The sequence below is a fragment of the Azospirillum oryzae genome (assembly GCF_900177515.1).
In the GTDB taxonomy this organism is placed as follows: Bacteria; Pseudomonadota; Alphaproteobacteria; order Azospirillales; family Azospirillaceae; genus Azospirillum; species Azospirillum oryzae_A.
Genome location: NZ_FXAK01000010.1, coordinates 440,972 through 459,289, shown reverse-complemented (window position 1 = coordinate 459,289; position 18,318 = coordinate 440,972). Strand labels below are relative to the sequence as shown.

Here is an 18,318-nt window from a genome sequence, read left to right as displayed (position 1 = left end):
TCCAATGACCGTCGCCAGCAATTCCACCCGTGTCGCGGTTCGGGGTCCGGCCATCGGCACGGCGCTGATCGCCGCCGTCCTGCTGCTGCTCGCCCTTGCGGCACCCTTCGTGCTGTATCCCGTTTTCCTGATGAAGGTGCTGTGCTTCGCGCTGTTCGCCTGCGCCTTCAACCTGCTGATCGGCTTCGCCGGCCTGCTCAGCTTCGGCCATGCCGCCTTCTTCGGATCGGCGGCCTACATCGCCGCCCACACCGTGAAGGAATGGGGCTGGGCGCCGGAGGCAGGGCTGCTCGCCGCCACCGTGGTGGCCGGGCTGATGGGGCTGGTCTTCGGCCTGATCGCCATCCGCCGCCAGGGCATCTATTTCGCCATGATCACCCTGGCGCTGTCGCAGATGGTGTTCTTCCTGGCGCTGCAGCTGCCCTTCACCCATGGCGAGGACGGCATCCAGGGCGTGCCGCGCGGCCTGCTGTTCGGGCTGTTCGACCTCAGCCAGCCGCTGACCATGTACTACACCGTGTTGGCGATCTTCCTCGCCGGCTTCGCCCTGATCTGGCGCACGGTGCATTCGCCCTTCGGACAGGTGCTGAAGGCGATCCGCGAGAACGAGCCGCGCGCGGTGTCGCTCGGCTACCGCACCGACCGCTACAAGCTGGTCGCCTTCGTGCTGTCGGCCTCGCTGGCCGGGCTCGCCGGCGGGACCAAGGCGATTGTGTTCCAACTCGCCAGCCTGACCGATGTGACGTGGCAGATGTCGGGCGAGGTGGTGCTGATGACGCTGCTGGGCGGCATGGGCACGCTGTTCGGGCCGGTGGTCGGTGCCGGGCTGGTGGTGACGCTGGAAAGCTACCTCGCCTCCACCAGCCTGCCGGTGCCGGTGGTGATCGGCTGCATCTTCGTCGTCTGCGTGCTGGTCTTCCGCCGCGGCATCGTCGGCGAGTTGATGCACCGGCTGTCCAAGCGCGGGCATTGAATCCGCGGTCTTCTCCGTAACTCCCCCAGGGGGACCGAAAGGTCCCCCTCTTTTTCCCTTTCCCACCCGTCCGGGTTGAAAGACCCAAAAAGAAACGGGGATATGGCGGAGGATGTAGAGAACTCGTCCGGGTTGCCTTTTTAAATAGGGGCCCGGGCCGGCACGCGGCAAAGCTTTGATCTGATGAACGGGTGCGGATCGACCCCGCGCACCCGACTGGATCTGTGCGCCTTCCTTTTAATCCGACGGATGGGCTACTATGTTGACCTCTGATATTGTTGGCAAATTGCGTTGCAATGCAGCAGGCCCCAAAGCCGGCGCCGCAATGGGCCTCGACACCGGGACGACGAAGATCGGTCCCGTTTGGGAGGGTGACGTGGGCGACACCGTCGATTTCGAAGCGTTGCGCCAGCGGGCGGTCCATTCCCTGTTCGAACATCTGGAATCCATGTGCGTCGGTGCCGTCGCCGTCGACCACACCGGCCGCATCGCCTGGATGGACGAGAAGTACAAGGCGCTGCTGGGCGTTCCCGGCGACCCGCGCGGCCGGCAGGTGGAGGACGTCATCCCCAACAGCCAGCTGCGCCGGGTGATCGACAGCGGCCAGCCGCAGCCGCTGGACATCATGGAGTTCGACGACCGCTCCTTCGTGGTGACGCGGATGCCGCTGTTCGGCACCGACGGCTCGATCATCGGCGCCATCGGCTTCGTGCTGTTCGACCGCGCCGAATATCTCCGCCCGCTGGTCCGCAAATACGAAAAGATGCAGGAGGAACTGGCCCGCACCCAGCAGGAGTTGGCGCATGAGCGCCGGGCCAAATACTCCTTCTCGCAGTTCCTCGGCGCCAGCGAATCGATCCGTGAGATCAAGCGGCTGGGCCGCCGCGCCGCCCAGATGGACTCGACCGTGCTGCTGCTGGGCGAGACCGGGACGGGGAAGGAGTTGCTGGCCCAGGCCATCCATTCCGCCAGCCCGCGGGCGGCCAAGCCCTTCGTCGGCGTCAATGTCGCCGCCATCCCGGAAACCCTGCTGGAGGCGGAGTTCTTCGGCGTCGCCCCCGGCGCCTACACCGGTGCCGACCGCCGCCACCGCGAAGGCAAGTTCCAGCTCGCCAACGGCGGCACCCTGTTCCTGGACGAGATCGGCGACATGCCGCTGCCGGTCCAGGCCAAGCTGCTGCGCGTGCTGCAGGAGCGGGAGATCGAGCCGCTGGGCTCCAACAAGGTGGTGCGGGTCGATGTGCGCATCATCGCCGCCACCAGCCGCGACCTGCACGCCCTGGTGAAGGAAAAGCAGTTCCGCGCCGACCTCTATTACCGGCTGAACGTGGTGCCGATCACCCTGCCGCCGCTGCGCGACCGGCCGGAGGACATCGAGAGCATCGCCGACCGCATCCTGGAACAGCTGGCGATCCAGCAGGGCACGCCGCCGCGCGAGCTGCTGGAATCGGCGGTGCAGGTGCTGCGCGACTATGACTGGCCCGGCAATGTGCGCGAGCTTTACAACACGCTGGAACGGGTGGTGGCGCTGACCGACGCGCCAATCCTGACCGCGCCGCACATCCGCAGCGTGTTGCCCGGCATGCAGCATCCGGCCGGCGCCTCCGCCCTGCCGCTGGCGGCGGGAGCGCGGCCGTTGCAGGAGGTTCTGCACGCCGCCGAACGTCACGCCATCGCCGCCGCGCTGGAGGAGGCCAACGGCGTGAAGGCACGGGCGGCGAAGCTGCTGGGCATTTCGCGCGCGTCGCTGTACGAACGCATGGTGACGCTGGGGCTTGGGGCGACGCAGTAGGGGCCGGCATAGCGCGCCGGTCATAAATTCCGCATCGCGAAACCTTGTTCCATTGACGCGCTGTCCGGCCGCTGGCAGGATCGTCCCGCTATCTTTTGCGGGAGGAACGGGTCATGCGCAGGCGGGAAGAGGCTCTGGTCGCCGACGATCTGGCGGACGACGAGAAGGACCCGCGCTTCGTCACGGCGCTGGCCCGTGGGCTGGAACTTCTGCGCGCCTTCCGCCGCAACGAGTCGATGCTCGGCAATCTGGAACTGGCGCAGCGCACCGGCCTGCCCAAGCCGACGGTGTCGCGGCTGACCTACACGCTGGCGAAGCTGGGCTATCTCGCCTACGACCAGAACACCGGCAAATACCGGCTTGGCACATCGGTGCTGGCGCTGGGATATGCCAGCCTGTCGGGCATGGGCATCCGGCAGGTCGCCCGGCCGCTGATGCAGGAACTGGCCGACCAGACCGGCCTTGCCGTGGCGCTCGGCGGGCGCGACCGGCTGAGCATGATCTATCTGGAATGCTGCAAGGCGACCGGGCCGATCACCCTGTCACTCGACGTCGGCTCCCACATCAAGCTGTCGACCACCGGCATGGGTCGCGCCTATCTGGCCGCCTTGCCGGAGGCGGAGCGCGCGCCGCTGATGGCGAAGCTGGAGGAGCATGAGGGGGAGCGCTGGCCCGAGATCCGCGACGGCATCCTCCAGGCCATCGAGGATTACCGGACGCGCGGTTACTGCCGCTCCATCGGCGCCTGGAAGTCGGAGGTGCATGCCGTCGGCGTCCCCTTCGTGCCGCGCGACGGCTCGCAGGTGCTGGCCTTCAACTGCGGCGGGCCGGCCTTCATGGTCGATCTGAAGAAGCTGGAGGAGGAGTTCGCCCCCCGGCTGGTGGCGATGGTCCGGCGGATCGACGCGGCGCTGTTCAATGGGTAATGGGGGTTTAGGAATCTTGCGAGGTTAAGTGGGGGCATCGTCAGCCGACACTTGGGAACCCCCCGCCGTGCCGCGCCGTTTTCCCGATACGGGTCATCTCGACCGGTGGGGAAGGACGGAACGGCATGGATGGTGGGTTGACGGACTGGCTGGTGCAGGTGATGCACCATCTTCACTATATCGGGATCTTCCTGCTGGTGGCGCTGGCGCGGGTGTTCCCGCCGCTCCCCGCCGAGTCGGTGATCCCGCTGGCCGGGATCGGGGCAGCGACCGGCGAGTTCTCGCTGGTCGGGATCGCCATCGCCGGCGGGCTCGGCTCGCTGGCGGGCCAACTGGTGTGGTTCCTGCCGAGCCGGCTGATGGGGCGCGAGCGGCTCGAGGCGTTCCTGAAGAAATACGGCCCCTGGCTGACCATCAACCCGAAGAAGGTGCGGCAGAGCACCGACTGGTTCGCCAAGCGGGGCGGGCTGGCCGTGCTGTTCTCGCAGCCGGTGCCGGGGGTGCGGACGCTGATCTCCATCCCGGCCGGCGCCTGCAAGATGTCGATCCTGAACTATTCGCTGGCGTCCGGCGTCGGATCGGTGCTGTGGACGCTGCTGCTGGCCTGGACCGGCTACACGCTGTCGACCTGGCCCTTCGCCCACCGGCTGGTCGGCTATTTCACCGTCGGGCTGCTGGTGGTGCTGGTGGGGCTCTACCTGTGGCGGCTGGCCACGCACCTGCATCTGCTGCGCAAGGGCGGTGCGGCTGCCGAGGCGCCGAGCGTCACTCCATCGGCCGGCTGCTGAAAAGGCTTCAGGCCGTCGCCATGCCGACGATGCCGGTGGCGGCCATGCCCAGCGCCCACAGGCCGAAGACGCCCAGCGCCACGCCGGTGCAGTGGTTCAGCATGGTCAGGCCGCGATCGGATATGCGGTGGCGCACGGCGGCCACCCCCATCGCCAGCGTCATCCACCACAGCGACGAGCCGATGAAGACGCCCAGCACCAGGGTCGACGCCTCCAGCCGGCCCAGCGTGCCGCCCAGCCCGAAGCCGGCGAAGATGGCGATGAAGGCCATGATGGTTGCCGGGTTGGTCAGGGTCAGCGACAGGCCGGTCATGAAGCCGGTGAACCAGGACTTGCTGTCGGGGGCGGCCGCGGCCTCCCGCTCCTCCGCTTCCGGCTGCTGGCGGAAGGTGCGGACCGCCACCACCAGCAGGAAGATGCCGCCGACCAGCTGGAAGGCGATCTCGTGCCCGCGCAGGAAGCTGAGCGCCGCCGACACGCCGAAGGCGGCGATGGCGCCATAGAAGGTATCGGCCACCGCGGCGCCGAACCCGGTGAAGAATCCCATCAGCGGCCCATGCTGCAGGGTGCGGCGGATGCACAGCAGACCGATCGGCCCGACGGGTGCGGCGATGGCGAATCCGAGAACGATTCCCTGCAAAAGCACCCAGACTTCGTCCACCGAGCGTCGTCCCCCGAATTCCTGTGGCCGGTCGTGCCGGTTTCTCGCGACCAGTTCGTCGCAACGACCATCGGCGGGGGTGATAAACGCCCCCGCCCCTGTCGTCAACCGGGGGCGCCGCGAATCGCTGCACCGTATCAGCCGCTTTCCCTGTTGTGCGGAATGATGGCGCGGTTATCCTTTGGGTCAAGTTTCCGCAGTCGGGAGTGGGTGGGACATGAAGACGCGTATTCTTGCCGGCATGCTGGCGATGACGGCGATCGCGGCGGCCGGCGTTCCGGCACTGGCCGACGACTTCTCGCCGGCGGTGGTGTTCGACCAGGGCGGCAAGTTCGACAAGTCCTTCAACGAGGCGGCCTATAACGGCGCCGAGCGGTTCAAGAAGGAAACCGGAACCGCCTACCGCGAGTTCGAGATCACCAACGAGGGCCAGCGCGAGCAGGCGATGCGCACGCTGGTCCGCCGCGGCGCCTCGGTGATCGTCGCCGTCGGCTTCTCGCAGACCGCGGCGGTGGAGAAGGTGGCGAAGGAATCGCCCAAGACCAAGTTCTGCCTGATCGACGACAAGCTGGACGCCCCCAACGTCCAGTCCGTGACCTTCAAGGAGGAGGAGGGATCCTATCTGGTCGGCATGGCGGCGGCGCTCGCCTCCAAGTCCGGCAAGGTCGGCTTCGTCGGCGGCATGGACATCCCGCTGATCCGCAACTTCCTGACCGGCTACGAGCAGGGCGTGAAGCATGTCGCAGCGAACGACGAGGTGTTCGTCAACATGACCGGCACCACGCCGGCCGCCTGGAACGACCCCGGCCGCGGCGCCGAGCTGGCCAAGAGCCAGTTCTCGCGAGGCGCCGATGTGGTCTTCGCCGCGGCGGGCGCCACCGGCCTTGGCGTGCTGCAGGCGGCGGCCGATGCCGGCAAGCTGTCCATCGGCGTCGACAGCAACCAGAACCATGTCCACCCCGGCAGCGTCCTGACCTCCATGGTCAAGCGGGTGGATGTCGTCGTCTATGACTGCATGAAGGCGGCGAAGGACGGCAGCTGGAAGCCCGGCCACCGCGTCGTCGGGCTGAAGGAGGACGGCGTCGGCTATGCGCTGGACGACAACAACCGCAAGCTGATTACGCCGGAGATGGAAGCGAAGCTGGAAGAGGCGAAGAAGCAGATCATCGCGGGCTCGCTGGCGGTCAAGCCGTACCAGCCCTGAGCCCGGATCGCCAGATGCATCAGGAGAGTGCGCCGATCGCCCTGGAAACGGTGGCGATCAACAAGTGGTTCGGCGCCAACCATGCCAACCGCGACGTGTCGCTGGCGGTGCCGGCCGGCACCATCCACGGGGTGATCGGCGAGAACGGCGCCGGCAAGTCGACGATCATGAGCATCGTCTACGGCTATCTGCGCGCCGACGGCGGGGAGATCCGGGTGAACGGCAATCCTGCCGCCATCCGGACGCCGCGCGACGCGCTGGCCGCCGGCATCGGCATGGTTCACCAGCACTTCATGCTGGTCGACCCCTTCAGCGTGCTGGAGAACGTGCTGCTGGGGGCGGAAGGCGGGGTCACCCTGGCGGGCGGCCTTGCCCGCGCACGCACCGAGCTGACCCGTCTGGCCCGCGATTATGGGCTGGAGGTCGACCTCGACAGCCCGGTCGGCGATCTGCCGGTCGGCGCCCAGCAGCGGGTGGAGATCCTGAAGGCGCTCTATCGTGGCGCCGACATCCTGATCCTGGACGAACCCACCGGCGTGCTGACCCCGCAGGAGGCCGACCATCTGTTCCGCATCCTGCGGGCGCTGCGCCAGCAGGGCAAGACGGTCATCATCATCACCCACAAGCTCCGCGAGATCATGGAGCTGACCGACAACGTCACGGTGATGCGGCGCGGGCAGGTGGTCGCCAACGTTGCCACCGCCGACACCAGCCGGGCGCAGTTGGCCGAGCTGATGGTCGGCCGCAAGGTCCTGCTGCGCGTCGACAAGACGCCGGCCAATCCTGGGGCGGAGGTGCTGCGGGTCGAGGGCCTACGGGTGCGCGATCCTTCGGGCGTGGAGCGGGTGAAGGGCGTCGGCCTGTCGGTGCGGGCCGGCGAGATCGTCGGGATCGCCGGCGTCTCCGGCAACGGCCAGTCCGAACTGCTGGAGGCGCTGGCCGGCATGCGTCCCATCGCCGGCGGCTCCGTCCGCCTGCGCGGGGAGGAACTGGCCGGTCGCCCGGATCGCTTCAACGCCCGCGCGCTGCGGGGGCTGGGCGTGGGTCATGTGCCGGAGGACCGGCAGAAGGTCGGGCTCGTCACCAGCTTCTCGGCGGAGGAATGTTCGATCCTGGGCTTCCAGGACGATCCGGCCTGGAACGGCCGGGTGCTGATGGACCGCGACGCCATCGCCGCCGACTGCGCCCGCCGGATGGAGGAGTACGACACCCGCCCGCGCGACGGGTCGCTGGCGGCGGCCAACTTCTCCGGCGGCAACCAGCAGAAGATCGTGCTGGCCCGCGAGATCGAGCGGAACCCCGACCTGCTGCTGGTCGGCCAGCCCACCCGCGGCGTCGACATCGGCGCCATCGAGTTCATCCACCGCCGGCTCGTGGCCCTGCGCGACCAGGGCAAGGCGATCCTGCTGGTGTCGGTCGAACTGGACGAGATCCGCGCCCTGTCCGACCGCATCGTCGTCATGTTCGACGGCCACATCGTCGGCGAGGTGATGCCGGATCAGGCGGACGAGAAGACGCTGGGGCTGATGATGGCGGGATGTGGGTGAGGGGGCTGACGCCGCAAGAAGCCAGCCCCCATCCACCTCACTTCGCGAACAGCTGCGACATGTCCGCGAACGCCTTGAACTCCAGCGCGTTGCCGGCGGGGTCGAGGAAGAACATGGTGGACTGCTCGCCCACCTGACCCTTGAAGCGGGTATAGGGCTCGATCACGAACTTCACCCCGGCGGCCTTCAGCTTTTCCGCCAGCGCGTCCCAATCGGCGGGCTGCAGCACGACGCCGAAATGCGGGACCGGCACGTCGTGGCCGTCCACCGGGTTGTGGTGGGCAGGGGCGACGTTCGGATCGCGGGGCTTTAAATGGGCGACGATCTGATGGCCGAACAGGTCGAAATCGATCCATTCGTCGCTGCTGCGCCCCTCCGGGCAGCCCAGGACGGTGCCGTAGAACTGGCGGGCGGCGGCGAGGTCGTCGACCGGGAAGGCGATGTGGAAGGGCGTCAGCGTGGTCATCGGAGGGTGGCCTTCGGGGATGGCTGTTGGTGGACCCAGCAGAGCGTATCGCCGCAGACTTGACAAACGAGTTCTCGGGCAGAGATTTATGAGTTCAACTCATGATTCGGTTCATCCATGCCCGAACGCTCTCTCCCGTCGCTCAACGCCGTCCGCAGCTTCGTCGCGGTGGCCCGCCACCTCAGCTTCACCCGGGCGGCCGACGAACTGGCGGTGACCCAGGGCGCGGTCAGCCGGATGATGCAGACCCTGCAGGCGGACCTGGGCGTCGAGCTGATCCGCCGTGTCGGCCGCGGGATCGAGCTGACGCCGACCGGCGCGGCCTTCTATGGCGAGGCGTCGGCGGCGCTCGACCGCATCGCCGCGGCGGCGCGGGCGGCCCGCGCGCAGGAGGGCGGGGTGCTGCGGGTCAGCGCGCTGCCGACCCTGACGCAGCGCTGGCTGATCCCGCGGCTGAAGCGCTTCCAGGCGGACAATCCGGAGATACAGGTCGAGGTGAGCATCGGCGAGCATCGCGTCGACTTCGCCAAGGAGCGCATCGACGTCGCCATCCGCTATGGCGTGGAGGAGTGGCCGGGGGCCGAGACGGCGACGCTGATGCCGGAGACGATGGGCGTCTTCTGCGCGCCGGCGCTGCTGGAGCAGGAACCGCCGTTGCGCCATCCCGCCGATCTGGCGCAGCACCGGCTGCTGCAGCACACCACCCGGCCCGATTCCTGGCGTGTCTATCTCGGCGCCTTCGGCCTGCCCCTGCCGGACTCGGCGCTGTCGCTGGCTTTCGAGCATTTCTTCATGATCATCGAGGCGGCGTCGGCCGGCATGGGGGTGGCCCTGCTGCCGGTCTTTCTGGTGCGGGAGGACGTGGCGTCGGGCCGGCTGGTCCAGCCGATGCCCGAGACGCTGCGCCCGCGCGGCTGCTACCTGATCGCCCACGCGCCGGGAGCCGAGCGCGCCCGGCGGGTGCGCCGATTCAAGGAGTGGCTGCTGACCGAGGTGGAGTAGGGCTTCCGGCCTTCAAGCCGGGTCCTTCTCCCAGGACGGTGTCGGCAGGGTCATACCGTGGTTGCCGCGATAGGCCGCGACCTCCGGCGACGACCAGCCCGCCAGCTGCGCCGGGTCCAGCCGGTAGACCTCGACGCCCAGCGGGCGGCAGACCTCCAGCGGGTCGCGGGCGTCGGGGCCCCACAGCGGCACGCTGAGGTCGCCGCCGGGGCAGGTCGACAGGGCGCAGAGCAGGTCGATCTCGGCGAAGAACTCCAGGAAATCGCCCTTCTTGGCCGGGCAGGCCTTCATGAAATACTTGTCCTCGGCGTTCAGCCCGGTGACCTGGAAGACGTTCAGCACGTCATGTACGTCGAATTCGGTCAGGCCATAGGGGGCGACGGCGCGGGTCAGGTTGGAATGGCAGTGGTGGTGGAAATCCTCGCCCGTCAGCATGCGGTTGACATAGGGATCGCAGCGGGTGCCCAGCAGGTCGTGGACCCGGCCGCCATACTCGTCGATGCCGTAATCGGCCAGCGTGTCGTGGGTGATCGTCGCCAGCGGCCGCAGATAGGGCAGCGTCGACCACAGCCGGTCGAAAATGCTGACATGCGCCTGCTGGAGTTGCCGCGTGCGCGAGGCCCAGAACCGTTCGCGCGGGTTGTGGCGGTTCCAGATGTTGAGGTCGGCGACCTGCGGCCCCTCGATGGTGACGATGCGGAAGACATGGCCGGCCGGCACGGTCCAGGCGCGGCCGGAGCGGATCGGCACAATGAACTGCTCCACCAGCTCCCGCCCGCCCGTCTCCGACCCGATACGCCCGTAGAAGGCGCGGTCGACGTCGAGCGCCGAGCCTTTGCTGGCCTGATAGGCGGCGGGATAGCTGGGCATCGCGGACTCCTCAGGATGATCGGCGGGCGGAATGGTCCGGTCTTTTCAAACCGGACCGCGATCATGACGAGGGAGCCGCAGGGTACGCAACAGTTGTCAACAAGGGTGCCGTCAGGCCGCGACGGCGGCGGCCAGGACGCGGGTCTGGCGGGCGACCTTTTCGAAGGCCTTTTCCTCGATCTGGCGGATGCGCTCACGGCTGACGCCGTAGCGGACCGACAGGTCTTCCAGGGTCAGCGGGCTGTCGGACAAGCGGCGGCTGGTCAGGATGTCGCGCTCGCGGTCGTTCAGAACGCCCATCGCCTCGTGCAGCAGGGCGCTGCGCTGCCGGGCCTCGCCACGTTCGACCAGCGACTCCTCCACCGAGGGACGCTCGTCGGCCAGCAGGTCCTGCCATTCGCCGGAATCGCCGTCTGCGCTCATCGGCGCGTTCAGCGAGGCCACCGGCGCCGACAGGCGGCGGTTCATGGCGACCACGTCTTCTTCCGGCACCGACAGGTCGTTGGCGATGCTGGTGACGCTGTCGGGCTGCAGGTCGCCGCTGCCGTACTCGCCCAGCTTCCGCTTCAGGCGGCCCAGGCTGAAGAACAGCTTCTTCTGGGCGGCGGTGGTGCCGATCTTCACGAGGCTCCAGGACCGCAGGATGTAATCCTGGATCGAGGCCTTGATCCACCACATCGCGTAGGTGGACAGGCGGAAGCCGCGTTCCGGTTCGAATTTCTTGACGGCGGTCATCAGGCCGAGATTGCCCTCGGCGATCAGGTCGGACAGCGGCAGGCCGTAGCCGCGATAGCCGCCGGCGATCTTGACGACGAGACGGAGATGGCTGGTGACCAGCTTGTGCGCCGCATCGACATCGCCATGCTCGGTCCAGGCCTTGGCCAGCATGTATTCGTCCTCGGCCGGCAGGACCGGGTAACGATGCGTGTCGTTGATGTAGCGGGACAGCGATTCGCCGGAATCGGGCGAACGGAGGGCAATGGCGGTGCTCATGTCACATCCTCGTGCAAAGCGATATGACGGGTGCAAGGCCCCCAGATGGCAGGCCCAGGCCTCTCCGGCGGAGCAGGCATGGATATAGTACAAAATCGGTGCTGAAAGTCAAGCGTGGCGGTCGGGTATAGGGGCACGGCTCCGGAACCGGGGGGCGCCGGCCAGCGCTTATTCTGTTGCCCGGCGGGGGTGGGGCGCTTACGGTCGCATGTGTCGCACCCTACGAGAAATTCCCAGTCCGGTCACTTTGCCCAGATGCCGCGCCCCGTGATCCGCCGCCTGATCGATGCCGTGCCGACCGCCATCCTGCCGATGGCGGCGGGGGTGGGGCTGTCGGCGCTGGTGGCGCCGCAGCCGGATGCCGCCATGGCCCTGCTGCGCGGGCTGGTGGTCACGCTTCTGCTCATCCTGCCGTCGCTGGCGGTCGGCACCGCGCTGGGCACGCTGGCCGGATCCTGGGCGGCGGTGGCGCCGCGGTCGGCCGGCGGGCTGGTCGGACGGCTGCTGGCTGGAGCCGGACCGCTGCTGCCGGGTTTCCTGCTGGCCGCGGTCGCGGCACTCGCGGTGCGGGCCGGGGCGTCGGCGGCGCCGCTGGCCTGGACCGCCCTGTCGATTCCCGCAGCCTGCCAAGCCGCCCGGCTGGCGCGCCCGGCGATGGGCCGTGCCCTGGGCTCCGGGCCGGAGGGCGGGGCGGTGCGCATGGCGCGCGGGCTGGGGCTGGACGAGCGTACCGTGCTGCGTCACCACGCCCTGCCTCAGGCGGTCGCCCCGGTGATGGGCGGCCTGCGCGCCGCGGTGCTGGCGGCGATGGTCGGGGCAGTGGCGCTGGAAAGCCTGCTGGACCTGCCGGGGGCCGGGGTGCTGATGATCGACGCCGCCCGTGCCGGCTCGGCCGCCGGGGCGGTGCCGGCCCTGCTGGCGCTGGGCGGTCTGACCGCATTGCTGAACGCGCTGGGCCTTGGGGTGCGCGACTGGATCGACCCGGCCAACCACAGCTCCACGCCCTATGAGGGGGCGTGACCGCCGCGAAGGACCCTGATGGCCGAATTCGACCAATCGCCGCTTTCCCACCCGGTGCCGCCGGAGCCGCCGCGCGCCGGCTTCGCCCGGCAGTTGTCCGGGGCCGCCGTGCTTGCCGGCCTGGCGCTCGCCTGCGCAGCGGCGCCGCTGATGGCCGACGGCAGTGCGGTTCACCGGCTGGACGCCGACCCGGTCGCCGCGGCGCTGTTCGACGGGCGAGGCAGCCTGTCCTTCGCGCTGCTGGCGGCGGTGCTGGGCGGGGCGCTGGGCATCGGCTGGGCGCTGCTGGCCGGGGTTCTCGGCAATCTGGTCGGCAACCGGGTGGAGCGGCGCCTCATCGCCGCCGCCCATCGCATGGCCGGCTGGCCGCTCGCCCTGCTGGTTCCGCTGGCCGGCGGGCTGATGGGGAAGGTCTGGCTGCTGGCGCTGGTCACCGCGCTGACCGCGGCCCCGGCGGTCGCCGCCCTCGCCCATGCCGAACTGTCGGCGCTGTTGCGGGCGGAGTTCCTGACCGCCGCCCGCGCCGCCGGCCTGCCGGAGGGAGAGGTGCTGCGCCGGCACCTGATCCCCAACCTGACGCGCCCGCTGCTGGCCGCTGGAACGCTGGCCCTGCCGCGCGTTCTGGCGGCGGAGAGTTTCGCCAGCCTGCTCGGTCTCGGCCTGCCGCCGGCCTTGGGCAGTTGGGGCGCCTCGGTCGGGCTGGCGGCGCGGTTGGGCGACCCGGTGGCCTTCGCCCCGCCGGCCCTGCTGCTGTCGCTCGCCCTCTGGGCCGCCTGCGCCATCGCCGACGGCATGCAGGCCATGAACGGCCGGAAATCATGAACCACATCTCCGCAAAGCCCGCGCCGGTGGAGACCGAGGCGCTGACCCTGATGCTGGGCGACCGCGTCCTGCTCGACCGTGCGAGCCTGCGGTTGGAACGGGGGGAGGTGCTGGCCGTCACCGGCGGGGCCGGCAGCGGCAAGACCGCCCTGCTGGCTGCGCTCGCCGGCCAGCCTCCGGCCGGGGTCGACGTGGCCGGCGGAATCCGCGTCGAGGGGCATCTGCTGATTGCACAGGGCGGCCGGCTGGCGCCGCGCCGGCCGCTGGCCCTGCAGGTGGCGGAGGTGGTCGGCCATCATCTCGGGCTGGATCTGCGGTCGGCGCTGCGCCGGACCGCCGACGGGCTGGACCGCATGGGCGTGCCCGCCGCCGCCCGCCGGTTCGACCTGCCGCCGGAACAGCTGCCGGACTCCCTGCGCTGGGCCTGCCTGTTCGCCATGGCGGTGGCGGTGGGGCCGGCGGTGCTGCTGGCCGACGCCCCGGCCGCCGGGCTGGACCCGACGGTGCGGCTGCGGCTTCTCCACCGGCTGGCCGACTGGGCGCGGGCCGACGGTGTGGCGCTGATCCTCGCAGGCCGGCCGGAGGAAGGGATGGCCGGTCCCGCCGACCATGTGCTTGCGCTCCGCCGCGGCCGTCTGCTGCCGCCCAGACCGACGCGCACCGCCCCGCTGACGCCGCTGGAGCCGCCGGGCACCGCCCGCCTGCATGCCCGCGGCGTCGGCATGTCCTATCCTCTCTCCCCCGGCCCCAAGGGGGAGCCGCGGACGCTGGCCGTCCTGCATGGCGTCGACCTGGACCTGCGGACCGGGGAGACGCTGGCCCTGCTGGGCGAGACCGGCAGCGCCAAGGCGACGCTGGCCCGCGCGCTGCTCTGCCTGCCGCCGCCGACGGCAGGGGCGGTGGTGTGGATGGGCCGCGACCTGATGGCCGCCTCGGCACCGCCGGCCGCGGGGGAGGACCCCGACAGCAGTGGGCCCGATCATGTTGGGCTGCGCCGCGCCCGCCGCGACCTGCAGCCGCTGTTCCCGGACCCGGCCGCCTCCTTCGACCCGGCCATGACCATCGGTGCCCAGTTCGACCTCGCGCTGGCGAGCCTGCGCCCCGACATCGCCGCCGACCGCCGCGACCACCGCATCGACGAGGCGCTGGAAGAGGCCGGGCTGCGCCCCGAGGCGGCACTGCGTTGGCCCTCAGCACTGACGGTGGCGGAGGCCGCCCATGCCGGCCTCGCCCGTGCCATCCTGCCGGAGCCGCGGGTGCTGATCGCCGATGAACCGGCCGCCAGCCTGTCGGCGGAGGAGCGCGAGACCTTCCTCGACACGCTGATGGCGGTGCGCGACCGCCGCCGCCTGTCGCTGGTGCTGGCGACCGACCGCTATGACGAGGGGCTGCGCGACGCCCATCGCGGCATCGTGATGCTGGCCGGCCGGGTGGTGGAGAGCGCCGACGCCGAGACCCTGCGCACCGCGCCGCTGCATCCCTACAGCCGCGCGATGTTGGCGGCGTCCCGTGGCGAGCGCCCGGCGCTGGAGGGTGATGCACCGTCCGCCTTCGGCCAACCGACCGGCTGCCCGCTGCGCCGCCGCTGCCCCCTGGCGCGGGAGTTCTGCGCCCAGGCGGTGCCGGCATTGGAGGAGGTGGCGCCCGGCCATCACGTCGCCTGCCATTATTGGGACACGCCTGCGGACGAGTGAGCGGCCGGACCTCAACGGCTGGCTGTTTTCATGCCATCGTGCTACCTTTCCAGGACGTGACAGAACCTGTCCGGAACGCCTGCCGCCGGGGAGCCGATGCCGTCCCTGTCCGCCACGAAGCCCGCCTTGCCGGACCTGACTCTGTTGACCGGCCTTGCCACGCCGCTGTGGCTGGTGCGGGCGGAGGATGGCGGCGTGGTCTGGATGAACCGGGCGGCCCGAAGGCTGCTCGACCCTGAGTCCGTGGGCGGAACTCTGTGCCTGTCGCCCGCCGGGCCGGCGCCGGCGGTGGCCACCGAGCGCGCCGCGACCATCCGCGGCACCGTCGGTGAAACGCTGTCGCTGACCGTCCGCATCGGCCCGGTTCCGGGGACCGATCTCGTGCTGGTGGAGGCGCCGGCCGATCTTGCCGCCCGGCAGGAGGTGGCGCGGCTGAACGAACAGCTGGTCGCCCTGTCATACGCCTATCCCGATCTGCGGTTCGAGCTGCGGCGCGACGGCAGCATCCTGGACTTCGCCGCCGGCAGCCCCGCCGACCTCGGCATCCCGGCCCAGAAGTTCCTGAAAGGCCGCATCCAGGATGTGCTGCCCAAGGCCGCCGCCGGACCGCTGATGAAGGCGCTGGAACGGGTGACGGTGGGCGCCCTCACCGCCAGCGTCCACATCCGCCTTCCCGTCAATGGGGCAACCGGCGGCGAAGCCGGCGGAGAGGGCGACGCGGTGTTCGAGGCCCGGCTGGTCGCCCTTTCCGACGACGGCGACCGCATCCTCTGCATCCTGCGCAACATCACCGGCCGGGCACGGGCGGAGCAACGGGCGGAACGGGCACACCGGCTGCTGCTGGACGCGATCGACAGCATCGGCGAGGGCTTCGTCCTCTATGACGCCGACGACCGGCTGGTGCTGTTCAACCGGCGCTACCGCGACCTGAAGATCTCCGACCCCGATCTGGCGCAGCCGGGCACGCCGTTCGAGAGTTTGCTGCGCGACGGGATGCGGCGCGGCCTCTACCGGGTCCCGCCGGAGCGGGCGGAGGAGTGGATGGCCCATCGGCTGGCCCTGCACCGCCATGGCGGCCCGCCGATGGAGGTGCAACTGGCCGACGGCCGCTGGCTGCGGATCGAGGAACGGCGGACCTCCGACGGCGGGACCGTCGGCCTGCGCACCGACATCACCGACCTGAAGGCGCGGGCGCTGGAGCTGGCCGCCGCCAACCGCCGCAAGTCCGACTATGTCCATCACCTGAGCCACGAGCTGCGCACGCCGTTGACTGCGGTGATGGGTTTTGCCGAGATCCTGCGCGACCAGCTGCTGGGACCGCCGGGCAGCCCGCGCTATGGCGAGGCGGCGGCGCAGATCGTCGCGGCCGGCGAGTATATGCTGGAGCTGATCAACAACCTGCTCGACCTCGCCCGCATCGAGGCCGGGCGGCTGGAGCTGCATGAGGAGGATTGCCCGCCCGCCCTGATCGTCGATGCCACCCTGTCGATGATGGCGGCACGGGCCGATCAGGCGGGTGTGACACTCTCCGCCAGCCTGCCGGCCGACCTGCCGGTGCTGTGGGCCGATCCGTCGCTGGTCCGGCAGATGCTGACCAACCTCGTCGGCAATGCCCTGAAATTCACCGATCCCGGTGGCCACGTGACGGTGTCGGCGGAGCGCGACACGGACGGCGGCCTGGTCCTGGCGGTTTCCGACGACGGCCGCGGCATGCCGCCGGAGCGCATCCCGCAGGCGCTGACCGCCTTCGCCCAGATCCATGACCCGACCCGCGACCGCATGACCGCGACGCAGCACGGCTCCGGCCTCGGCCTTCCGCTGACCGCCGCGCTGGTGGACCTGCATGGCGGCGGCATCGCCGTCGACAGCGCGCCGGGACGCGGCACCACGGTGCGGCTGCGCTTCCCGCCGGAGCGGGTGATGGGATAGGCGCGCCCGCGCCCATCGCCCACACCCAAGAAAATACCCAAGGAAAAAACCCCCGCTCCGGTTGGAGCGGGGGTTTTTCACATCACAACGACCGATGAGAGATCAGGCCATCTCGATGCGCTGAGCCTCGGGACCCTTGGCGCCCTGGCGGATGGTGACGCGGACCTGCGCACCGTCGTCCAGACCGCTGATGCCCGACCGCTCCAGCGCACGGATGTGCACGAAGATGTCCTTGCCGCCGGTGGACGGGGCGATGAAGCCGAAGCCCTTCGACACGTTGAACCACTTCACCGTGCCGTCGACGGTCTCGCCGCCGTCCGAATCGCCGTAGCTGTCGTAGCCGCCGCGGCTGCCGCCGTAGCTGTTGCCGCCGCCGTAGCCGCCGTCGTTGCCCCAGCTGTCACGCTCGCGCGGGGCGCGCGACGGACGGCTCGGAGCGGCGGTCGAGGTGTCGACCGCGTGGATGGTGGCAACCTGCGGGCCCTTCGGGCCGCGCGACAGGTCGCAGGTGATGGTGGCGCCTTCGGGCAGGCTGTCGTGTCCGCAGAACTGCAGAACCGTGGAGTGCAGGAAAGCGTCGGGCGACCCGTCGTCGGGGGTGACGAAGCCGAAGCCCTTGGTTGCGTTGAACCACTTGACGGTGGCGCGGATGTCGCGCTGGGTGATTTCAGGAGCGCGGAAGGAGGAGCGCTGCGGACGGTCGAACATCAGTTATCGTCTCATCTGTCGTGTTAAACCCCATCCCGGCAAGAACCAAAGAAGGGAGACCCGGAACAGGGCGAGCGAAGGATGATCGGTTCCGACCCATAATTCAATCAGGATTGCGCATTTTCCCGGTCAGCGCACAACAAAAGCACCGCCGCCGCCTGTCGGTCAGGCGGGGCGGGTGCGATTTCGCCATAATTGTGCAGGTGCAGCGTGACGATTCAGCCGCGACTCAGGCCCAACCGTCAGGCGTGCAGGATCACGCGCCGTGGCACTTCTTGTACTTCTTGCCGCTGCCGCAGGGGCAGGGGTCGTTGCGTCCGACCTTGGGGCCGCTGCGCGGGCGGGCGCCCAGCTGGCCGTCCACATAGTACCAGCGGCCGTCCTGGTGGGTGAAACGGCTGGTCTCGTGGTGGGTCATCGGCTTGCCGTTCATGCTGAACCGCGCGACGAACTCCACGATCCCGTCGCTGTCGCCGGGCTGGCCGGCCTCGGTCGAGCGGATTTCCACGCCAGTCCACACGCTGTTCTTGGCCCAGGTCTCGATCTCTTCACGGTTGAAGTCGTCGCGGGTGCTGGGCAGCAGCGTGTCGTGCAGATAGTCGATGTTGCCGGTGGCGAAGGCCGAATAGCGCGAGCGCATCAGCGCCTCGGCCGTCGGGGCGGGCATGCCGGCCAGATAGGGTCCGCAGCAGGCGTCCAGCGGCTTGCCGGAACGGCAGGGGCATTCGGCGGCGGTCTGGGTGGTGTCGGTCATGGCCTGCTTCTCGGGTGATGGCGTGGCGGGTTTTGGCGTGGTCCGGATATCAGGGGCGCATCCATAGCGCAGCCGCGCTTCGCTTCTCAAGTGCTTGGTTGAGGCAAATCGGCGCGGCCTTGCGCCCGGACTCAGCCGCCGCTATCAAGCGGCCCCATCCCGTCCCAAC

The 18,318-nt window shown here is 69.7% G+C and carries 17 protein-coding genes; 11 read left to right on the top strand and 6 right to left on the bottom strand.

Annotation, left to right across the window (positions count from 1 at the left end):
• Positions 1–4: 4 nt before the first annotated feature.
• The 4 genes from B9N97_RS33840 to B9N97_RS33825 all read left to right on the top strand — a co-directional run bounded on the left by B9N97_RS33840 (position 5) and on the right by B9N97_RS33825 (position 4,479).
• The gene (locus B9N97_RS33840) at positions 5–973 is read left to right on the top strand and encodes a branched-chain amino acid ABC transporter permease (RefSeq protein ID WP_085092196.1); all 969 of its coding nucleotides are present in this window, start codon (positions 5–7) and stop codon (positions 971–973) included.
• Positions 974–1,349: 376 nt separating this feature from the next.
• The gene (locus B9N97_RS33835) at positions 1,350–2,765 is read left to right on the top strand and encodes a sigma-54 interaction domain-containing protein (protein WP_244561076.1); all 1,416 of its coding nucleotides are present in this window, start codon (positions 1,350–1,352) and stop codon (positions 2,763–2,765) included.
• Between the two features lie 113 nt (positions 2,766–2,878).
• Positions 2,879–3,691, top strand: a complete 813-nt coding sequence (locus B9N97_RS33830; protein ID WP_085092194.1) for an IclR family transcriptional regulator — start codon at positions 2,879–2,881, stop codon at positions 3,689–3,691.
• A gap of 125 nt (positions 3,692–3,816) precedes the next feature.
• A complete protein-coding gene (locus B9N97_RS33825) occupies positions 3,817–4,479 on the top strand; it encodes a DedA family protein (protein ID WP_085092193.1) in 663 nt (220 codons plus the stop codon).
• Positions 4,480–4,486: 7 nt separating this feature from the next.
• On the opposite strand, the gene B9N97_RS33820 is transcribed toward B9N97_RS33825, so the two are convergent.
• The gene (locus tag B9N97_RS33820; protein ID WP_085092192.1) at positions 4,487–5,140 is read right to left on the bottom strand and encodes a LysE family translocator; all 654 of its coding nucleotides are present in this window, start codon (positions 5,138–5,140) and stop codon (positions 4,487–4,489) included.
• Positions 5,141–5,357: 217 nt separating this feature from the next.
• Here B9N97_RS33820 and B9N97_RS33815 point away from each other — a divergent pair, with 217 nt between their 5' ends.
• Complete coding sequence (locus B9N97_RS33815; RefSeq protein WP_085092191.1) at positions 5,358–6,344, top strand: BMP family lipoprotein; 987 nt, start codon at positions 5,358–5,360, stop codon at positions 6,342–6,344.
• Positions 6,345–6,358: 14 nt separating this feature from the next.
• The gene (locus B9N97_RS33810; RefSeq protein ID WP_085092190.1) at positions 6,359–7,891 is read left to right on the top strand and encodes an ABC transporter ATP-binding protein; all 1,533 of its coding nucleotides are present in this window, start codon (positions 6,359–6,361) and stop codon (positions 7,889–7,891) included.
• 37 nt (positions 7,892–7,928) lie between these two features.
• On the opposite strand, the gene B9N97_RS33805 is transcribed toward B9N97_RS33810, so the two are convergent.
• On the bottom strand, positions 7,929–8,357 hold the full coding sequence (locus tag B9N97_RS33805; RefSeq protein ID WP_085092189.1) for a VOC family protein: 429 nt from the start codon (positions 8,355–8,357) through the stop codon (positions 7,929–7,931).
• A gap of 117 nt (positions 8,358–8,474) precedes the next feature.
• Between B9N97_RS33805 and B9N97_RS33800 the strand changes: the two genes are divergently transcribed.
• Positions 8,475–9,359 carry a LysR substrate-binding domain-containing protein gene (locus B9N97_RS33800; protein ID WP_085092188.1) on the top strand — a complete coding sequence of 295 codons (885 nt, stop codon included), beginning with the start codon at positions 8,475–8,477 and terminating at the stop codon, positions 9,357–9,359.
• Between the two features lie 12 nt (positions 9,360–9,371).
• Here B9N97_RS33800 and B9N97_RS33795 read toward each other — a convergent pair whose 3' ends face one another.
• Together B9N97_RS33795 and rpoH are read right to left on the bottom strand one after the other, a co-directional pair.
• Positions 9,372–10,229 carry an urea carboxylase-associated family protein gene (locus tag B9N97_RS33795; protein ID WP_085092187.1) on the bottom strand — a complete coding sequence of 286 codons (858 nt, stop codon included), beginning with the start codon at positions 10,227–10,229 and terminating at the stop codon, positions 9,372–9,374.
• A gap of 111 nt (positions 10,230–10,340) precedes the next feature.
• Positions 10,341–11,222, bottom strand: a complete 882-nt coding sequence (gene rpoH / locus B9N97_RS33790) for an RNA polymerase sigma factor RpoH (protein WP_085092186.1) — start codon at positions 11,220–11,222, stop codon at positions 10,341–10,343.
• Positions 11,223–11,477: 255 nt separating this feature from the next.
• Between rpoH and B9N97_RS33785 the strand changes: the two genes are divergently transcribed.
• The 4 genes from B9N97_RS33785 to B9N97_RS36035 all read left to right on the top strand — a co-directional run bounded on the left by B9N97_RS33785 (position 11,478) and on the right by B9N97_RS36035 (position 16,687).
• Positions 11,478–12,242 (top strand): ABC transporter permease subunit, encoded by a 765-nt coding sequence (locus tag B9N97_RS33785; protein WP_085092185.1) that lies wholly within the window; start codon positions 11,478–11,480, stop codon positions 12,240–12,242.
• A gap of 18 nt (positions 12,243–12,260) precedes the next feature.
• Positions 12,261–13,064 carry an ABC transporter permease subunit gene (locus B9N97_RS33780; protein ID WP_085092184.1) on the top strand — a complete coding sequence of 268 codons (804 nt, stop codon included), beginning with the start codon at positions 12,261–12,263 and terminating at the stop codon, positions 13,062–13,064.
• Entirely contained in the window at positions 13,061–14,758 is a 1,698-nt protein-coding gene (locus tag B9N97_RS33775; RefSeq protein WP_085092183.1) for an ABC transporter ATP-binding protein, read from the top strand. The genes B9N97_RS33780 and B9N97_RS33775 overlap by 4 nt, the downstream gene beginning before the upstream one ends.
• Positions 14,759–14,854: 96 nt before the next feature.
• A complete protein-coding gene (locus B9N97_RS36035) occupies positions 14,855–16,687 on the top strand; it encodes a PAS domain-containing sensor histidine kinase (RefSeq protein ID WP_143266980.1) in 1,833 nt (610 codons plus the stop codon).
• A 102-nt stretch (positions 16,688–16,789) separates the two neighbouring features.
• Here the strand turns inward: B9N97_RS36035 and B9N97_RS36870 are convergent, their stop codons facing one another.
• Together B9N97_RS36870 and B9N97_RS33760 are read right to left on the bottom strand one after the other, a co-directional pair.
• Positions 16,790–17,395 (bottom strand): cold-shock protein, encoded by a 606-nt coding sequence (locus B9N97_RS36870; RefSeq protein WP_085092182.1) that lies wholly within the window; start codon positions 17,393–17,395, stop codon positions 16,790–16,792.
• A 256-nt stretch (positions 17,396–17,651) separates the two neighbouring features.
• Complete coding sequence (locus tag B9N97_RS33760; RefSeq protein WP_085092181.1) at positions 17,652–18,149, bottom strand: YchJ family protein; 498 nt, start codon at positions 18,147–18,149, stop codon at positions 17,652–17,654.
• Positions 18,150–18,318 lie beyond the last annotated feature (169 nt).

Coding starts and splice junctions, on each gene's coding strand:
- B9N97_RS33795 (WP_085092187.1), bottom strand. CDS start 10,229: ATGCCCAGCTATCCCGCCGCCTATCAGGCCAGCAAAGGCTCGGCGCTC.
- B9N97_RS33760 (WP_085092181.1), bottom strand. CDS start 18,149: ATGACCGACACCACCCAGACCGCCGCCGAATGCCCCTGCCGTTCCGGC.
- B9N97_RS33785 (WP_085092185.1), top strand. CDS start 11,478: ATGCCGCGCCCCGTGATCCGCCGCCTGATCGATGCCGTGCCGACCGCC.
- B9N97_RS36870 (WP_085092182.1), bottom strand. CDS start 17,395: ATGTTCGACCGTCCGCAGCGCTCCTCCTTCCGCGCTCCTGAAATCACC.
- B9N97_RS33800 (WP_085092188.1), top strand. CDS start 8,475: ATGCCCGAACGCTCTCTCCCGTCGCTCAACGCCGTCCGCAGCTTCGTC.
- B9N97_RS33780 (WP_085092184.1), top strand. CDS start 12,261: ATGGCCGAATTCGACCAATCGCCGCTTTCCCACCCGGTGCCGCCGGAG.
- rpoH (WP_085092186.1), bottom strand. CDS start 11,222: ATGAGCACCGCCATTGCCCTCCGTTCGCCCGATTCCGGCGAATCGCTG.
- B9N97_RS33805 (WP_085092189.1), bottom strand. CDS start 8,357: ATGACCACGCTGACGCCCTTCCACATCGCCTTCCCGGTCGACGACCTC.
- B9N97_RS36035 (WP_143266980.1), top strand. CDS start 14,855: ATGCCGTCCCTGTCCGCCACGAAGCCCGCCTTGCCGGACCTGACTCTG.
- B9N97_RS33825 (WP_085092193.1), top strand. CDS start 3,817: ATGGATGGTGGGTTGACGGACTGGCTGGTGCAGGTGATGCACCATCTT.
- B9N97_RS33830 (WP_085092194.1), top strand. CDS start 2,879: ATGCGCAGGCGGGAAGAGGCTCTGGTCGCCGACGATCTGGCGGACGAC.
- B9N97_RS33775 (WP_085092183.1), top strand. CDS start 13,061: ATGAACCACATCTCCGCAAAGCCCGCGCCGGTGGAGACCGAGGCGCTG.
- B9N97_RS33840 (WP_085092196.1), top strand. CDS start 5: ATGACCGTCGCCAGCAATTCCACCCGTGTCGCGGTTCGGGGTCCGGCC.
- B9N97_RS33810 (WP_085092190.1), top strand. CDS start 6,359: ATGCATCAGGAGAGTGCGCCGATCGCCCTGGAAACGGTGGCGATCAAC.
- B9N97_RS33815 (WP_085092191.1), top strand. CDS start 5,358: ATGAAGACGCGTATTCTTGCCGGCATGCTGGCGATGACGGCGATCGCG.